This window comes from Luteitalea sp. (assembly GCF_044337415.1).
In the GTDB taxonomy this organism is placed as follows: domain Bacteria; phylum Acidobacteriota; class Vicinamibacteria; order Vicinamibacterales; family Vicinamibacteraceae; genus Luteitalea.
On record NZ_JBIINP010000004.1, the window covers coordinates 35,188 to 50,986 of the forward strand.

Sequence of the window (15,799 nt, forward strand, 5' to 3'; positions counted from 1 at the left end):
GGGCAGGGACAGAACGCCGCCCTGGACGTGCGACGTCGTGTACATTCGAGCGCCATGCTGACATTGCTGCTCGCAGGCGTTGCGGTCCTGACGGCTGCGCAACCGCCGCTCGATCGAGTGGCGTGGTTGGGTGGATGCTGGCAAAGCACGGCGGGCTCCCGGGTCGTCGCCGAGATGTGGATGCCGGCCGACGGCGGACTCATGATCGGGGCTGGTCGAACGATCGTGGCGGGCCAGGCGCGTGCGTTCGAGCACCTGCGCATCCGCGCGGACGGCGAGGCCCTGGTCTACACGGCGATGCCGGCCGGCCAGCGCGAGACGGATTTCCGTTCCACGGCCACGAGCGCGACGGGCTTCACGGTCGAGAACCTCGCCCACGACTTCCCCCAGCGCATCATCTACACGCGCACGGGCGACGCGGCGTTCACGGCACGCGTCGAGGGCCCGGGGAAGGACGGACCACGCGGGTTCGACCTCGCGTTCCGGCGCGTCCCGTGTGAGAGCGGGACGCCGCCGAAGTAGCCGCTGACGCGTCAGGGTTGGTCGCGCGGCGCGGCGGCGGCTGGGGCCGGTCGCGCCGACGCGAACCTCGGGGCGATGCCCCTCCGGTCCGCGTCCCGCGTACTCCCGCGCGCCGTCAGGCGGGGCGCGCCATGGCGAGCGCCTGCTCGCGACTGAGCTCCATTTGATGCACCTCGCGCGCATGCTCCTGCGCCTGCGTCACCACATCCTCATCGTCGCGACCCTCGATCACGACGCCGCACGGACACTGGATGATCTTCGTCATGGGTTCCTCCTGGCCGGTATCATAGTCACGCTGATTTCCAGGACCTTGTGCAAACCTTGACGCCCGCCGCCGGACCCGTGGCTCCTGTCGTGCGCCTGTACCTGTGCGGGCGCGTGACGATCGAGTGCGGCTCGCTCGTGCTTCGCGACTCGGCGCTCGGCAGCGCCCAGAGCCGCCTGCTACTGGGATTCCTGGGGACCCGACGCACGCGCCCCGCGTCCAGGCTCGAAACGATCGGTGCCCTGTGGGGTGACCATCCACCACCGTCGGTCGACGCGTCGCTCAACGTCGTGATCAGCAAGCTGCGCACGGCGACCAGACGTGTGGGCCTGTTACCGCCGGCCGGCGTGGTGACCGAATCGGGCTCGCTGCATCTGTCCCTGCCGCACGGCTGGATTGACGTCGAGGAGGCGAGGAAGTCGCTCGACGCAGCGGAGGGCGCGCTGCGACGCGAGGACCTGCCCGCGGCCTGGGCCGCAGCCAATGTCGCTGCCGTGCTCGCGCGCCAGCCATTCCTCGCGATGGAGGAGGCGGCGTGGGTCGTGCGCGAGCGCGCGGGGCTCGAACGGATCTGGCGCCGCGCGTCGATCGTGCTGTCGGTGGTGAGCACGGCCACGGGCGAGCACCAGTTGGGCATCCAGCACGCGACGGAGGCGCTCGACGCAGAGCCCTTCGACGAAGTGGCGTGTCAGGCGCTGATGCGGGCCCACGCCGCCGCGGGCAACCGGGCCGAGGCGCTGCGCGTGTTCGCGCGATGCCGACGGCTGTTCCGCGAGGAACTCGGGGCCGAGCCGTCCGAGCGGACGACAGACGTCTTCACCACGATCCTCCGAAGCCGGACCTAGCCTCGCCGCTCGCGCAGCGACGCGTCACTTGTCCGAGGCCGGACGCGGCGCGCGCGCCTGCGGCCACGCCGAGACGTAACGCATCGCGGCGATGCGCCACGAGCCCGCGCCGTCCTTCACGGCAACGAACGTCGTGAAGCCGACGCCTATTCTCTGGCGATCGGCGCCGTACATCTCGTACATGTGATCGACAAGCGCGGCTGTGGACGACAGCAGGACGGGACGGATCGCAATCGTCCTGGCATGCGTTCCCCTGGCGCTGCCCTTGAAGCCATCGGCGAAGTACGTGATGAGTTGCTCACGAGTGGTGGACTCGAGCGTGCCGCTCGGCAGGACCACGCGGTCGACCTTCTCGGCGTACAGAGGACGCATGGCGGCGGCATCGTTGGCGCTGCGCGCCTCGGTCCAGCGTTCGACGAGCGAGGTCAGCGCAGCCTCGTCGCGATTGGTGGGCGACTGTCGCTCACCAGCCACCGTTGGCGGCGCGGCGAGCAGGACCAGCAGGAGCGGGAGCAGGCGTGTCAGCATCGAGACCTCCTGGCTGACGGTAGTCGGCCCCCCTTGGCGATTGCTTGCCGACTTCTAGCCGGCTGGGTCGTCGCCCTCAGCGACAGTCGGCAGCCGACTGCGCCGCGCTGTCGGCATCAGGAGGGCGAGCGCGCCACGGCCACGCCACTACACACGCACGCCCAGCGCGCGCAGGTCGGCGCGGCACTGTGCCGTGTCGATGAACCTGATGGCGTGCATGCCGGCAGCGCGGCCCGCCTCGACGTTGGCGAGGTTGTCGTCGATGAACACGGTGCGGGCCGGGTCGAAGCCGGTGCGCCGAAGCGCGAGCGCGAACATCGCCGGGTCGGGCTTGGCGATGCCCTCGACGCCGGAGATCACCACGTCCTCGAACCAGTCGAGGAACGGAAAGAGGGCCAGCGCCTTCGGGTACGTCTCGGCCGACCAGTTGGTGAGGGCGGCGATGCGATAGCCGTCGGCGCGCACCTCCTGCAGCAGGGCCACGCTCTCCTCGATGGCCCCTCCGAGCATCCGTGACCACTCGGACTGCCACTCGGCGAGCAGCGCGGCATGCTGGGGGAAGAGTTGCGTGCGCTCCGCGATGGCCTGGGCGAAGGGCTTGCCGAGGTCCATCTCGTGATTCCACGTGCCTGGCGTGACCTCGGCGAGGAACGCCTCCATCGCGTCCTCGGTCGGGAAGCGATCGCGGTAGTGGTTGCGCGGGTCCCAGCGGATGAGGACGTTGCCGAGGTCGAAGAGCAGGGCGTCGATCACGTGGTCACATTCCAATGCTGCGATGCCGCAGTACCCACAAACGGAAAACGCCGGCGCCCTTGCGGACGCCGGCGTGAGGTGTTCGCGCGGGAGGACGCCTAGTCGGCGCCGCCACCGCGACGCATGCCCTCGGTGACGATGCCGACCTTGTCGACACCGGCACCGGCCGCGGCGTCGATGGCCGTCACCACGTAGCCGTAGGGCAGCGTAGGCGCGCCCAGGATGAACATCGTCTTCTCCTTGCGCGTCTCGAAGATCTCGGTGAGCCGCGTCTGGAGTTCGGCGATCGGGACATCCTGGTTGTTGACCGACAGGGTGCGATCGGCATTCATCGTCAACACGATCTGCGTGTTGTCGGTGGCCTGCTCGGCACTCTTGGTCTCCAGGGGCAGGTTGATGTCCGTGCCCTTCTGGGTCATGGGCAGCGCCGCCATGAAGATGACGAGCAGCACGAGCAGCACGTCGATCAGCGGCGTCACGTTCATGTCCGAGCTGGTCTGCGGGAGTTCTCCCTTTTGGACCGTCTCGGCGCCGAGGTGCTTGTGGGCAGACATGCTAGTCTCCTCCCCCTTCTGCCTTCTTGCGGCTCTCGGTGATCAGCGCGACGTTCTCGATGCCGTTCTCCCGGAGCTTGTCCATCATGTTCATGATGGCGGAGTAGGGGGCGTCGGTGTCGGCCTTGAGGTAGACCACGCGCTCGGCCTTCTCTTCGAGGGCCGCCTTGATGCGGTCCACGGCCTCGGACTCGGAGACCTGGATGTTGTTGACGTACAGGCCCTTCTGCGCGTCGACATGCACCACGGTCTGGTCCTGGGTGGACGGCTTCTCGGTGGTGTTGTCGGCGAGCGGCAGCCGCACGTTGACGCCCTTCTGCAACAGGGGCGCGATGAGCATCATGATGATGAGCAGCACCAGCATGATGTCGACCAGGGGGGTGACGTTGATGTCGGCCTTGATGCCGCCCTTCCCGCCCCCCAAGTTCATTGACATGGCATCTTCTCCTCAACGAGGACGCGCTGGCCGGCGCGTCCTCGCGTCACATCCGGGCCCGAGGCGAGAGGCCGATCCGAGGACCGGCCCACCGGCCTAATTGCTCTTCTTGACGAAGTAGTCGACCATCTCCGACGAGCTGTTGTCCATCTCGACGTTGAAGTACTCGAGACGGCCGGTGAGGTAGTTGTAGAACCACACCGCCGGGATGGCCACGACGAGGCCGAGTGCGGTCTCGACGAGCGCTTCCGAAATACCCGCCGACACCGAGCCGATACCGCCCGAGCCCGTCGACGCGATGCCCTGGAAGGCCGAGATGACGCCGACCACCGTGCCGAGCAGACCCACGAACGGGGCCGTCGAACCGATCGTCGCGAGCGAGGAGACGCCCTTCTTCAGGTCGTTGCTCGTGAGGGCCGTGGCGCGCTGGATGGCGCGACGGACCGTGTCCAGAAGGTCGTCGCGGTTGAGCGCCTGACCGCTCTCGCTCTGGAACTGGTACTCCTGCAGGCCCGCGAGCACGACCTTGGCCAGGTGGCTGTAGCGGAAGTTCTTCGACTGCGAGAGCGCGATCGCGTCCTTGAGGCGGCCTTCCTTGAGGTGCTTGGCCACCTGCGGCGCGTAGAGCTTGGACTGCTTGCGCGCCTGCGAGAAGGTGTACCAGCGCTCCACGAACACACCCACCGACCAGAACGACATGAAGAACAGGATGTAGGCCACCAGCTTGGCAACGAAGCCCATCTGCTGCCACATGTGAATCAGATTCAGATCACCCATTGCGCTCTACCCCTCCGGGGATGACTCCTGGGACGCTCCCGTCAGGGAGCACGCCCATCGTTCGTTCGTGTTCAGTCGACCGATCGTGTGGTTTGACGTGACAGGCTCCGCGCCCTTCCACGAGGGCGCGGGAACCCAGGGACCTACTGCAGCGTAAAGTTCACCGTGACGGTCATGATGACCGGCACCGGCACGCCGTTGAGCAACGTGGGGGTGTATTCCCACTGCTTCACGGCATCGAGGGCCGCCTGATCCAGCAGCGGAATGCTGCGGAGCACGCGTGCGTTCTGCACCTTGCCGTTGGGGCCGATCGTCGCCTCGATGATGACCACGCCGGCCACGCGGGCCGACTGGGCAATCTGCGGATAGACCGGCTTCACGTCGCGGGTCTTCTTCGGCGGGGCGATGTTGCCACCCACGCGCACCGGCTGCGTCGGCGCCGGGGGCGGCGGCGGCGGAGGCGGCGCGGACGGGAGCCCACCCACGACGCCACCAAGGGCGCCACCGGGGATGCCACCCTCGACACCGCCGGGCACGCCCACGCCGACGTTGGCGGCAGGCGGGGCCGGGGCCTCGGGCTTGATCTCCTTGGGCGGCTCGATCGGCGCGGCGTTCGGGTTGGCCGTCGGGGTCGGCGTCGGGGTCGGCGCCGCAGCCGCCGGAGGCGGCGGAGGCGGAGGCGGCGGAGGCGGCGGCGGAGGCGGAGCGCCCACGAACGCCGACATGCTGCCTGACACCTCGGGCAGGGCATCCATCGCCATGAGCGGGACGATGATCACCGAACCCACGATCAGCAGGTGGACGAGGATCGAAACGGGGACCGTGTACCACTTCTGCGAACCAACCTTGATGGATGGTTCAACCACATCCCCGAACATGTCTTTCGGCACTGGCCTGTCCTCCTACCGCCTCTGACGCTCGTTAAAGCTTCCGTCGTGAGGCGGCGATTATAGCGACAGCAAAAAAACAGTGTCAACGCACACCGATGTCCTCTTGGACACCGGTTTTCGGGAATCGGCACACGCCCGCGCCGAACTTTTCTTCCCGCGGCAACCCGCCCCCTCCGCCCGAGCCACACGCCTGACCACGACCCCGTCACTCGGACGGGATCCCGGCGCGCGCCCCTGCTGAGGTCGCAGACCGTCGATGGTATGCGCGCACGTCCATGCGTGTCAAAACCCGGCTGTCACGGAGCGGTCACCGGCCCGCGCGATCGTCGTCCCTCACTGCGCCGCGTCGTCGCGCGGAGTCGCCACGATGGCCTCCGGCAGCGCCATCCCGCCCGTCAGGAAGATGCGCACGCCGTCCTCCACCGACAGGTCCGGGAAACGCACGCGCGCACGCCTGTAGAGCAGGACGTCGCCGAGGTAGAGATGGTTGGTGGGCACGTAGACGGCCACCCAGGCCTCCGGCCGGCCCGCGTCGTCGGGCACCGTCAGCTCGCGCGTGAGGAAGCCCAGCACCATGCCGCGCTGCGGTTCCTCCACGAGGACCACGCGCTTGAAGCCCGAATCGTTCTGCGGGTTGAAGGCCCACACGAGCTGCTTGACCGGCGCGTAGATCGACCGGAACAGCGGCACGAGCATCAGGTAGTGCTCGCCGCGCTGCAGCAGGCGACGGCCCACGACGTTGGCCGCGAAGAATCCGACCAGCAGGATGCCGGCCGCCGTGGCGGCGATGCCGAGGCCAGGCACGCGCTGCCCGAAGACACGCTCGACCAGCGGCGACGTGAGCGCGTCGGCGACGCCGAAGATCCAGACCAGGGCCGCGAGGCTGAGCGCCAGCGGCACGGTGACGAAGAAGCCCGCCACGAAGCGTCGGCGGAGGTAGCTCCACACGGCGGATGCTCCGGAGTGATTCAGGATTCAGAATTCAGAATGGAGCGCGGGGCGGGCAGCGCCATTGCGACCCGCTCTTCATTCCGCACTGTGAACTCTGAATGCCGACTGCCGGGTCTTCCCGGCAGCCGGACTAGGCGTTGCGCCGTTCGCGGCGGCGCGCGCGATCGGCGGCCGGTCGCGCAACAGGAGCCGCGGGCGTCGCGTCGTTCTTGCTCAACATGATCGCGATCGCCGACGCGATGAACACCGTCGAGTACGTGCCGCTGACGATGCCGATGAGCATCGTGAAGGCGAAGCCCTCGAGCACCTCGCCGCCGAACAGGTACAGGGCCAGCACCGACAGGAACGTGGTACCCGCCGTGATGATCGTGCGGCTCAGCGTCTGGTTGACGGCCATGTTCACCTGCGCCTCGAGCGAGGCCCCGCGCATCGTCCGGAAGTTCTCGCGCACGCGGTCGAAGATGACGATCGTGTCGTTCACCGAGTAACCGGTGATGGTCAGGATCGCAGCGACGACGTTGAGCGACAGTTCGTAGCCGAAGAACGTCAGCACGGCCAGGGTGACGATGACGTCGTGCAGCGTCGCCGCGATGGCGCCGATGGCGAACGAGGCGCGGAAGCGGAACGCGATGTAGAGCGCGATGCCGAAGATGCTCGCGAGCGTGGCGTACACGCCCTTGCGCTGCAGGTCCTTGCCGATGACGGGCCCGACGATCTCGGTGCTCACCGTCTCGAACTGGCCGAGGTTGGCGGCGCGGACCGCGTCGACGACCTGCCGGGCGCCCTGCTCCAGGCTGGTGCCCTGCTCGCTCTGCTGCACCATGGGCAGGCGCACCAGGACCTCGTTGGCCGAGGCGGCGCCGTACTGCTGCACGACCTTCTCACCGGGGATGGCGGTCAGGGCCTTGCGCACCGCCTCTTCCGAGGTCGGCTGCTGGAACTTCAGCACGACGATGGTGCCGCCCGAGAAGTCGATGCCGAGCGGCAGGCCGTTGCGGGCGATCTGCACCAGGCCGAGCAGCACGATCGCGATCGAGACCGCGAGCGCGTGCCAGCGCCACTTCGTGAAGTTGTAGTTGGTGTTCGAGAACAGGTCCATGGCGCCCTCAGATGCTCAGCTTCGCGGCCTGCGGGCGACGCGACAGGATGAGTTCGAACAGCGTGCGCGACACGAACACGGCCGTGAACACGTTGGACAGCAAGCCGAAGAACAGCGTGGTGGCGAAGCCGCGAATCGGGCCGGTGCCGAACTGGAACAGGAACGCGGCCGAGATCAGCGAGGCGACGTGGGTGTCGAGAATCGTGAGGAACACGCGGTCGAACCCGGCCGCGACCGCCGCGCGTGCCGACTTGCCGGCGCCGAGTTCCTCCTTGATGCGCTCGAAGATGAGCACGTTCGAGTCGACACCCATGCCGATCGTGAGGATGAAGCCGGCGATGCCCGGCAGGGTCATCACGGCCCCGATGTAGGCCATGAAGCCCATCAGGATGAGCAGGTTCAGCGACACCGAGACGAGCGCGTTGATGCCCGACAGCTTGTAGTACGCCAGCATGAAGAGCGTGACGAAGCCGAGGCCGATGGCCGAGGCCATCACGCCGGCGCGGATCGAGTCGGCGCCGAGCGAGGGGCCGACGGTGCGCTCCTCGAGGTACGTCAGGCTGGCCGGCAGCGCGCCGGACCGCAGCGTCAGCGACAGGTCCTGCACTTCCTGCTGCGTGAAGCTGCCCGAGATGCGGCCCTCGTCGTAGATGCGGCCCTCGATCGTGGGCGCGCTCTGGATGCGGCCGTCGAGGATGATCGCCAGCTGCCGGCCGATGTTCTGGGCCGTGAGCTGGCTGAACTTGTCGGCGCCCTGCTGGTTGAGCGAGAAGCCGACCGCCGGCTGGTTGTTCTCGTCGAGTGACGGGCGCGCGTTGCGGAGGTCACGGCCGGTGATGCCGGCGACCCGCTTCACGAGGTAGTACACGGGACCGGTGCCGGCCGCGTTGCCGGCCTCGGCCGAGCCCGGCACGATCTCGAGGTCGGGCGGCACCTGGCCGCCGCGCGCCGCCAGCAGCGCCTCGCGCGTCGGGGCCGGGCCATCCTCGACGATCTTCAGCTCGAGGAGCGCCGTGGACCTGATGATCTCCTTGGCGCGCGCGACGTCGGTCACGCCGGGCATCTGCACCAGGATCTGGTCGCCCTCGCCGTGCGGCGCCACGATGGGCTCCGCGACGCCGAGCTCGTTGACGCGGCGCTCGATGGTCTGCAGCGCCTGCGCCACCGCCTCCTGCCGCAGCCGCGTGGCCTGCGCCGACTTGAGCGTGAAGGTGTAGGAGCCGCCGACGCCGGAGGCGCGGTCGAACACCTGCCCGACCCACTCGTCGGCGATGCGCCGGAAGTCGGCGTCGCGGTCACCGGGCACGCCGTCCACCCTGAAGGAGCGGACGTCCTGCGGGGTGACGGCGCCGACCGAGACGCCCTGCCGCGACAACTCGTCGCGCAGGCGCTCGCCGCTCGTCTCCGTCTCGAGCTTCAGCGCATCGTCGGTCTGGACGCGGAGCACGAGGTGGACGCCACCCTTGAGGTCGAGGCCGAGCTTGACCTTGTCCTTGGGCGGATAGAAGGCCACGACGGCCAGCGCGACCACCACGAGGATGGCGATCACTTTCCAGCGAAGGTTGCTTGTCATGAGGGATTACGCGACGCCCTGATCGGGCACGACGGGGTCCTGGCCCTGCAGGCCGCCCACGGCCGCGCGGGCGACGTCGATGCGGACCTGGGGGGCAATCTGGAGCTGCACGTGCTGCTCGCCGAGGCGGGTGATCGTGCCGTAGATGCCGCCGGTGGTGATGACCTTGTCGCCGACCTTCAGTGCCGACTGGAAGTCCGCGACCTTCTGCTGCCGCTTCTTCATCGGCAGCAGGACCATCACGTAGAAGATGCCCAGGATGATGACGAACGGCAGCAACGACAGCCACGGGCTGGCGTTGGGATCGGCCGGCGCCGAAAGGGCGACCAGCGCACGGGCGAGCAGGCTCGGCGAGGGCATCAGGAACTCGGGGCTGTCCGGGAGAATCGGCGGTGGAAATCCTGTCGGAACTGCTCGAACAACCCGAAACCGATAGCCTGTCGGATCCTCCGGAGGGTGTCAAGGTAAAAGACGAGATTGTGGACGCTCGCCAGCGTCCCGGCGTTCATCTCCTTGTTGTGGAACAGGTGCCGGAGGTAGGCGCGGGAATGGCGGCGACAGGTGTCGCAGGGGCACTGCTCGTCGATGGGCCGATCGTCGCGGGCGAACCGGGCGTTACGCAGGTTCAGGGGGCCGTCGGGCGTGAAGACCTGGCCGTTGCGGGCGTTCCGGGTCGGCAGTACGCAGTCGAACATGTCGATGCCCCGGGCGACGCACTCCACCAGGTCGTCGGGCATGCCGGTCCCCATCAGGTAGCGCGGCCGGTCCTCCGGCAGCAGCGGCGTCGTGTAGCCCACCACCTCGTACATCGTCTCCACCGACTCGCCGACGCTCAGGCCGCCGATCGCGTAGGACTCGAACCCGATCTGCTGGAGCGCCTCGGCGCTCCTGGCGCGCAGGTGCGGATAGATGCCTCCCTGGACGATGCCGAACTGGGCCTGTCCGGGATTGGAGACGGTGACGCCGTCGACCGGCCCCGCCTGCAGGCGTTGGAAACGGTCGCGGGCGCGCCGCGCCCATCGCAGCGTGAGGTCGAGCGACGCCGCCGAGGCCGCCTCGCTGGCCGGCGCCGCCAGGCACTCGTCGAGCACCATGGCGATGTCGGGCCCGAGCTGCGCCTGGATGTCGACGACCTTCTCGGGGGTCAGCGCGTGGCGCGAGCCATCGAGATGGGACTGGAACCGTGCCCCTTCCTCGGTGATCTTCACCAGCGGCCCCAGGCTGAATATCTGGTACCCGCCGCTGTCGGTGAGGATCGGTCCGGGCCAGCCGATGAACCGATGCAAACCGCCACGCTCGGCGATCAGGTCGTCGCCGGGCCGGAGATAGAGGTGATAGGTGTTGGCGAGAACGATCGAGGCGCCGGCCTCCTCGAGCGCCCGCTGCGTCACCCCGCGCACCGCCCCCCGGGTGCCCACCGGCATGAACGCCGGCGTCTCGACGACGCCATGCGGCGTCTGCAGGAGACCGGTCCGCGCCTGCCCGTCCCGGCCCGTCAACGTGAACGCGAAGGCCCCGGGCATTCGGCTATACTACGGCATCCAATCCGGCCGGTCCGGCCGCCTCCCGTACCCCAGGAGACCCTTGAAGAAACTGCGCGTGGGCGTCATTTACGGTGGCCGCTCGGGCGAGCACGAAGTGTCGGTCGCCTCGGCCGCCGCGGTGATGGCCAATCTCGATCGCACCCGCTACGAAGCGGTGCCGATCCGCATCGACCGTGATGGCCGCTGGTCGCTGGCCGACAAGCCGCCGACCGCCGCCTCCGCCTCCGAAGTCATCGAGCAGACCCGCGCCGACGTCAAGGCCGTGCGCGCCGGTCGCGAGGTGCACCTGCTCCCCCGGCCGAGCGAGGAGACCATCCTCGCCATCGACCGGACGGCGCGTCGCGACGACGACGAGGCACGCGCGCTGGTGAATGGGGTCGGGCTCGACGTCATCTTCCCGGTGCTCCACGGCCCCCACGGCGAGGACGGGACGGTGCAGGGACTGCTCGAGCTCGCCAACGTGCCGTACGTCGGGTGTGGCGTGCTCGCCTCGGCGGTCGGCATGGACAAGGCGCTCATGAAGACGGTGTTCGGGGCGCGCGGCCTGCCGCAGTGCGCATACGAGGTGCTGCTCCGCCGCCAGGTGCTCGCCGACCCGGACGCGGTCGCCGCCGACCTGCTCTCGCGCCACGCGCTGCCGCTGTTCGTCAAGCCGGCCAACCTGGGATCGAGCGTCGGCATCTCGAAGGCACGGACGCAGGAGGAACTGGTCGAGGCGCTGAAGCTGGCCGCCGACTACGACCGCAAGGTCGTGGTGGAGGTCGCGGTCGCGCACGCGCGTGAGATCGAGGTGGCGGTGCTCGGCAACGACGACCCGATCGCCTCGGTGCCCGGGGAGATCGTCCCGTCGCGCGAGTTCTACGACTACGAGGCCAAGTACCTCGACGGCGCCAGCCGGCTCGCCATCCCGGCCGACGTGCCGGCCGACCTGGGCTCGCAGTTGCAGGCGCTGGCCATCGAGGCCTTCCGCGCCATCGACGGCGCGGGGCTCAGCCGCGTCGACTTCCTCGTCGACGGCGCATCGGGCGCGGTGTACGTGAACGAGATCAACACCATGCCCGGCTTCACGACGATCAGCATGTACGGGAAGCTGTGGGCCGCCACGGGGCTCACCTACCCCGAGCTCGTCGATCGGCTGGTGCAGCTCGCGCTCGAGCGCCACGCCGAGAAGCAGCAGCTGCGCGTCTCGGCCTTCTGAACCGCCGCGCCTCCGGTGCGGCCGACGGCGGGTGCTCCCCACGGGCACCCGCCGGATTTTTTTCTAGGGCGCCTCCCCGAGAACAAGCCACCAGCGGCTCCGCGTGCGCCCCCGGGACGCCGCGCCGATGCGTCTGCCCGCGCCGACGCGTCCGCCCGCTCGTCAGGTCGATATCCACTTACCGATGAGACGAGGCGCGGGCGGCAGCCCCCGGAAAAGCGTGCGCGAAACCACCGCGACCGAACCCTTTCGCGGGTAAGCGAAGGGTTTGATTTGTCAAGTTTGACAAGCCCTGGCGTTTGCGCTAGTCGCCTCGTCGGAGGGGTCTGCAAGGCGGGCGGAAAATTTTGACAAGCACGGTTTCTTTGTGCTTGACAAGGCAATTTTCTCATCCATAATCTACATCTTGTGTGAGGCAGGGTAGCTCAATCCACCTGTAGTGATGGGCCAATGACGGCCCGCGGGGCGAGCACCGCCAGCCAGAGGAGGAAGAATGGCGAAGAAGGCAGCCAAGAAGGCCGCGGCCAAGAAGCCGGCAGCGAAGAAGCCGGCCGCGAAGAAGACCGCCGCGAAGAAGCGCTAGTAGCGGTCGCGGCAACGGCGCTTCGTCGCCAGGCCGCAAACGGATGCCGCCCTCGGGTGGCGTCCGCCAGTTGGACATGCGGCGGCTACCAGTCACGACCGGTGGCCGCCGGCCATTTCCGGCCGCAACGAACGGCTGTCCGGGCCCGCCACTCACGGGTCGTGAGCGCGGCAGGCAGCGTTGCGAGCGCAGGCGTGAGCCTGCGGGCGGCCGGCCAAGGTCGATCAACCTGGAAAGGGGGATACGCCCTGGCCAAGAAGGCAGCGAAGACGGCCGCAGCCAAGACGTCGGCAGCCAGCACGCCGGCTGCGAAGACGGCGGCCAAGAAGCGGTAGGCGGTGTCGCCCGGTCACACACACCGCAAGGGGCGCGGCCCTCCGCGCCCCTTTTGTGTCTATTGCGGCGCGGTCACGCCGTCCCACACACGCACCCGCGTGATCGTGTCGCCCACCTCGAGCTGGTCGACGACCTCCATCCCCTTCACCACCTGCCCGAACACCGTGTAGCGCCCCTCGAGGTGCAGCTGCGGCGCATGCGTGATGAACCACTGGCTGCCGCCCGTGTCCGGGCCCGAGAGCGCCATCCCCACCGTGCCGCGCTGGTAGGGGCGGTCGTTGAGCTCGTCGCGGATGCTGTACCCCGGCCCGCCCGTCCCGTCGCCCCGCGGATCGCCGTCCTGCACGACGAAGGCCGGCACCACCCGGTGCAGTTGCAGCCCGTCGAAGTAGCCCCGACGCGCCAGCGCGACGAAGTTCTCCACCGTGAGCGGCGCGTCGAGCACGGCCAGCTCGATCTGCACGGTCCCCTTCGACGTCTCGAGGTACACCTGCGGCGAGTAGGGCGGCGCCACGACGCGCGCGGCCTCGTACACCTCGGCGGCCACCGTCACCGGCGCCGGGCGAATGCGCGCCAGGGCGTCGCTCGCGGGGTCCCGCGCGACCAGCCACTGTGCCGCGCGCAGACGCATGGCCCAGTCACGATCGGCAAGCGTCTCGGTCATCGGTCCGGTGGCCGCCGCCGGGTCGATGGCCGCCAGCGCCGACAGCGTCGCCCAGCGGGCGTCGTCGGCCGTGTCGCCGCGCGAGCGCTCCCAGGCCGCGGTGAGCGCGTCGCGCATCGAGGCGAGCTTCTGCTGGCCCGCGATCGAGGCCGCCTCGGCGCGCACCGCCACATCGTCGCGCGCCAGCGCCGCCGCGAGGTGCGTCTCGAGGCGGGGCAGCTTCAGGGTGCCCCAGGCACGCAGCGCTGCCGGGAGCACGCGCGCGTCCTTGTCGGCGATGAGTCGCTCGAGCATCGGCGTCGCATTCTCGGGGGCCAGCGTCGTCAGCGCATCGGCCAGCGCCGCGCGCACCCGCCAGTCGCCGTCGGGATCGAGGCCCGACAGCACCGTCGTGAACGTGAGCGAGTCGACGCGCGCCAGCGTCCGCATGGCCGCGGCGCGGATGAGGGGCGAGCGGGCCGTGAGCCGATCGATCAGGTCCGGCTCGGCCTCCCGGGCGCCGAGCTGCCCCAGCGCCGACAGGATCTCGAGTTCGAGGCCCTGCGGCACGCCCTTCTGTCGCAACAACCCGAGCAGCGGCGCAATCGTTCGCGGGTCCTTGATCTGCCCCGCGGCACGCACCGCCGACACGCGCACCTGCGGATGGACCTGACGCGCGGGCTCGAGCAACGGCAGCAGCGACGGGATGGCCGAGGCCGCCCGCCGCTCGCCGAGGCCACGCACCGCATACCCGGCCGTGAAGGGCGAGGGCGACGAGATCAGCTCGATCAGGCCGGGAACCGCACGGTCGTCGCCGACGCGCGACAGCGCCGCCGCGACCGGCCACCAGCCACTGCGCGGCCGCCCTGACCCGTCGAGCACCGCTGCGGCGAGGCCGTCGAAGTTCTTCAGGGCCGCCAGCGCAGCCAGTCCCCGGCGCACGGCGTCGGCCTCCGCACTGCTGCGGGAGTCCTCGTCGGCGGGCGGCGTGGCGATGGCGCCGCCCTCGACCAATCCACGCACCATCTGCCCGATCGGGGCCGCGGCGGCGGCCGCCTTGTCCGGCCCCAGCAGGCCGAGGGCGTGCGCCGCCCGGCCCTTCACCTGCGCGTTCGGATCAGCGAGCGCCGCCACGAGCGGTTCCACGGCGCCGGCGTCGCCGATCAGGCCGAGGGCGAACGCCGCCATGGCACGGACGTCGGCATCCGGATCCTGCAGCCGTGCGACGAGCGGGGCCACGCCGGCCGGCAGCCCGACGCGGCCGATGGCCAGCGCCGCGCGACGCCTGACGCGGGCCTCCGGGTCGTCGAGCAGGCTGACGAGGTCGAGCGACGGCGGCGCGGGCGGCGTGGCGACGACGCGGCCGCGTGCATCCACGACGGGTGGCGGCACGACAGACCGTGACCGGGCATCCTCGAGCACGCGATGGTCCTCGAGCCGATGGATGCTGGCAATCTTGGCTTCGTAGGTGGAGGGCGGGGCCACGACCGGCGGGGGCGGCGGCGGCGCCGACGCACAGGCGGTGACCAGCGCCAGTCCGGCAAGGGGCAACAGGCGACGCGTCATCACTCGGGCGCATGCTAGCACGCGCGACTGGACGCCCCGCGAAGCCCGTCGCTATACTGCGCGCCATCGTGGACGCGCGCTACCTCGCGATCGAGGGCCCTCCTGGCGTTGGCAAGGCCGTGCTCGCGGAACGGCTCGGCCAGCGCCTCGACGCCAGCCTCGTCCTCGACGACATCGAGAACCCGTTCGCGCCCGACCGGAAGACCCGGACGTCGGGTGCCGCCTTCCAGGCCCAGCTCTTCCACCTGCTCGCCAGGCATCGGCAGCAGGACGCCCTCCGTCAGGGCGACCTCTTCAGCCAGGTCACCGTCTGCGACTACCTGTTCGACAAGGACCGCATCTTCGCGTACCTGACGCTCGACGACAACGAGCTGTTCATCTACCAGCGCCTCTACGAACTGCTCGCCCGCGACCTGCCCACGCCCGACGTCGTCGTGTACCTCCAGTGCCCCACCGACCGGCTCCGCAAGCGGCTCCGCGATCGCGCCCGGCGGGCCCCCGACCGCCGCGGCGACGACGAGGACATCGGCGAGCTGAACGACGCGTTCAACCACTTCTTTTTCCACTACACCAGCGCCCCCCTGCTGGTGGTCGAGACCTCCTCGCTCGACCTCGACTGGCAGGACGAGGACGTCGAGGACCTGCTCCGGCAGGTGGAGCACATGCAGCAGGGCACCCAGTACTACGTGCCTCGGCAGCGGTGATACCCTAGGTCCTTCGCCTGCCCGGCAGGCGC

General features: G+C 69.4%; 17 protein-coding genes. 4 read left to right on the forward strand and 13 right to left on the reverse strand.

Features of this window, described 5'->3' with window-relative positions; translation table 11 throughout:
- Positions 1 to 54: 54 nt before the first annotated feature.
- Complete coding sequence (locus ACIRDX_RS01410) at positions 55 to 522, forward strand: DUF6265 family protein (protein WP_396623611.1); 468 nt, start codon at positions 55 to 57, stop codon at positions 520 to 522.
- Between the two features lie 115 nt (positions 523 to 637).
- Here the strand turns inward: ACIRDX_RS01410 and ACIRDX_RS01415 are convergent, their stop codons facing one another.
- Positions 638 to 787 (reverse strand): DUF1059 domain-containing protein, encoded by a 150-nt coding sequence (locus ACIRDX_RS01415; RefSeq protein WP_396623612.1) that lies wholly within the window; start codon positions 785 to 787, stop codon positions 638 to 640.
- Between the two features lie 77 nt (positions 788 to 864).
- On the opposite strand from ACIRDX_RS01415, the gene ACIRDX_RS01420 reads away from it, so the two are divergent.
- Positions 865 to 1,632 carry a BTAD domain-containing putative transcriptional regulator gene (locus ACIRDX_RS01420; RefSeq protein WP_396623613.1) on the forward strand — a complete coding sequence of 256 codons (768 nt, stop codon included), beginning with the start codon at positions 865 to 867 and terminating at the stop codon, positions 1,630 to 1,632.
- A gap of 24 nt (positions 1,633 to 1,656) precedes the next feature.
- On the opposite strand, the gene ACIRDX_RS01425 is transcribed toward ACIRDX_RS01420, so the two are convergent.
- The 11 genes from ACIRDX_RS01425 to tgt form a co-directional block, all read right to left on the reverse strand.
- Positions 1,657 to 2,160 carry a YybH family protein gene (locus ACIRDX_RS01425; RefSeq protein WP_396623614.1) on the reverse strand — a complete coding sequence of 168 codons (504 nt, stop codon included), beginning with the start codon at positions 2,158 to 2,160 and terminating at the stop codon, positions 1,657 to 1,659.
- A 147-nt stretch (positions 2,161 to 2,307) separates the two neighbouring features.
- The gene (locus ACIRDX_RS01430; RefSeq protein ID WP_396623615.1) at positions 2,308 to 2,913 is read right to left on the reverse strand and encodes an HAD family hydrolase; all 606 of its coding nucleotides are present in this window, start codon (positions 2,911 to 2,913) and stop codon (positions 2,308 to 2,310) included.
- Positions 2,914 to 3,011: 98 nt separating this feature from the next.
- Positions 3,012 to 3,467: an ExbD/TolR family protein gene (locus ACIRDX_RS01435; RefSeq protein ID WP_396623616.1), complete on the reverse strand. Its 456-nt coding sequence runs from the start codon at positions 3,465 to 3,467 to the stop codon at positions 3,012 to 3,014.
- 1 nt (position 3,468) lies between these two features.
- Positions 3,469 to 3,903, reverse strand: coding sequence for an ExbD/TolR family protein (locus tag ACIRDX_RS01440; RefSeq protein ID WP_396623617.1), 435 nt, complete (start codon positions 3,901 to 3,903; stop codon positions 3,469 to 3,471).
- 96 nt (positions 3,904 to 3,999) lie between these two features.
- Positions 4,000 to 4,680, reverse strand: coding sequence for a MotA/TolQ/ExbB proton channel family protein (locus tag ACIRDX_RS01445; RefSeq protein WP_396623618.1), 681 nt, complete (start codon positions 4,678 to 4,680; stop codon positions 4,000 to 4,002).
- Between the two features lie 143 nt (positions 4,681 to 4,823).
- Positions 4,824 to 5,546 carry an energy transducer TonB gene (locus ACIRDX_RS01450; RefSeq protein WP_396623619.1) on the reverse strand — a complete coding sequence of 241 codons (723 nt, stop codon included), beginning with the start codon at positions 5,544 to 5,546 and terminating at the stop codon, positions 4,824 to 4,826.
- Positions 5,547 to 5,903: 357 nt separating this feature from the next.
- Positions 5,904 to 6,518, reverse strand: coding sequence for a DUF502 domain-containing protein (locus ACIRDX_RS01455; protein WP_396623620.1), 615 nt, complete (start codon positions 6,516 to 6,518; stop codon positions 5,904 to 5,906).
- Positions 6,519 to 6,651: 133 nt separating this feature from the next.
- Positions 6,652 to 7,620, reverse strand: a complete 969-nt coding sequence (gene secF / locus ACIRDX_RS01460) for a protein translocase subunit SecF (RefSeq protein WP_396623621.1) — start codon at positions 7,618 to 7,620, stop codon at positions 6,652 to 6,654.
- Between the two features lie 7 nt (positions 7,621 to 7,627).
- Complete coding sequence (secD, locus tag ACIRDX_RS01465) at positions 7,628 to 9,193, reverse strand: protein translocase subunit SecD (RefSeq protein WP_396623622.1); 1,566 nt, start codon at positions 9,191 to 9,193, stop codon at positions 7,628 to 7,630.
- A 6-nt stretch (positions 9,194 to 9,199) separates the two neighbouring features.
- Positions 9,200 to 9,553, reverse strand: coding sequence for a preprotein translocase subunit YajC (gene yajC / locus ACIRDX_RS01470; protein WP_396623623.1), 354 nt, complete (start codon positions 9,551 to 9,553; stop codon positions 9,200 to 9,202).
- Positions 9,553 to 10,716, reverse strand: a complete 1,164-nt coding sequence (gene tgt / locus ACIRDX_RS01475) for a tRNA guanosine(34) transglycosylase Tgt (protein ID WP_396623624.1) — start codon at positions 10,714 to 10,716, stop codon at positions 9,553 to 9,555. Before tgt ends, yajC begins: the two co-directional genes overlap by 1 nt.
- A 61-nt stretch (positions 10,717 to 10,777) precedes the next feature.
- Here tgt and ACIRDX_RS01480 point away from each other — a divergent pair, with 61 nt between their 5' ends.
- Entirely contained in the window at positions 10,778 to 11,935 is a 1,158-nt protein-coding gene (locus tag ACIRDX_RS01480; protein ID WP_396623625.1) for a D-alanine--D-alanine ligase family protein, read from the forward strand.
- 977 nt (positions 11,936 to 12,912) lie between these two features.
- Here ACIRDX_RS01480 and ACIRDX_RS01485 read toward each other — a convergent pair.
- A complete protein-coding gene (locus ACIRDX_RS01485; protein ID WP_396623626.1) occupies positions 12,913 to 15,063 on the reverse strand; it encodes a HEAT repeat domain-containing protein in 2,151 nt (716 codons plus the stop codon).
- A 68-nt stretch (positions 15,064 to 15,131) separates the two neighbouring features.
- Between ACIRDX_RS01485 and ACIRDX_RS01490 the strand changes: the two genes are divergently transcribed.
- Entirely contained in the window at positions 15,132 to 15,767 is a 636-nt protein-coding gene (locus ACIRDX_RS01490; protein ID WP_396623627.1) for a deoxynucleoside kinase, read from the forward strand.
- The last annotated feature ends 32 nt before the right edge of the window (positions 15,768 to 15,799 follow it).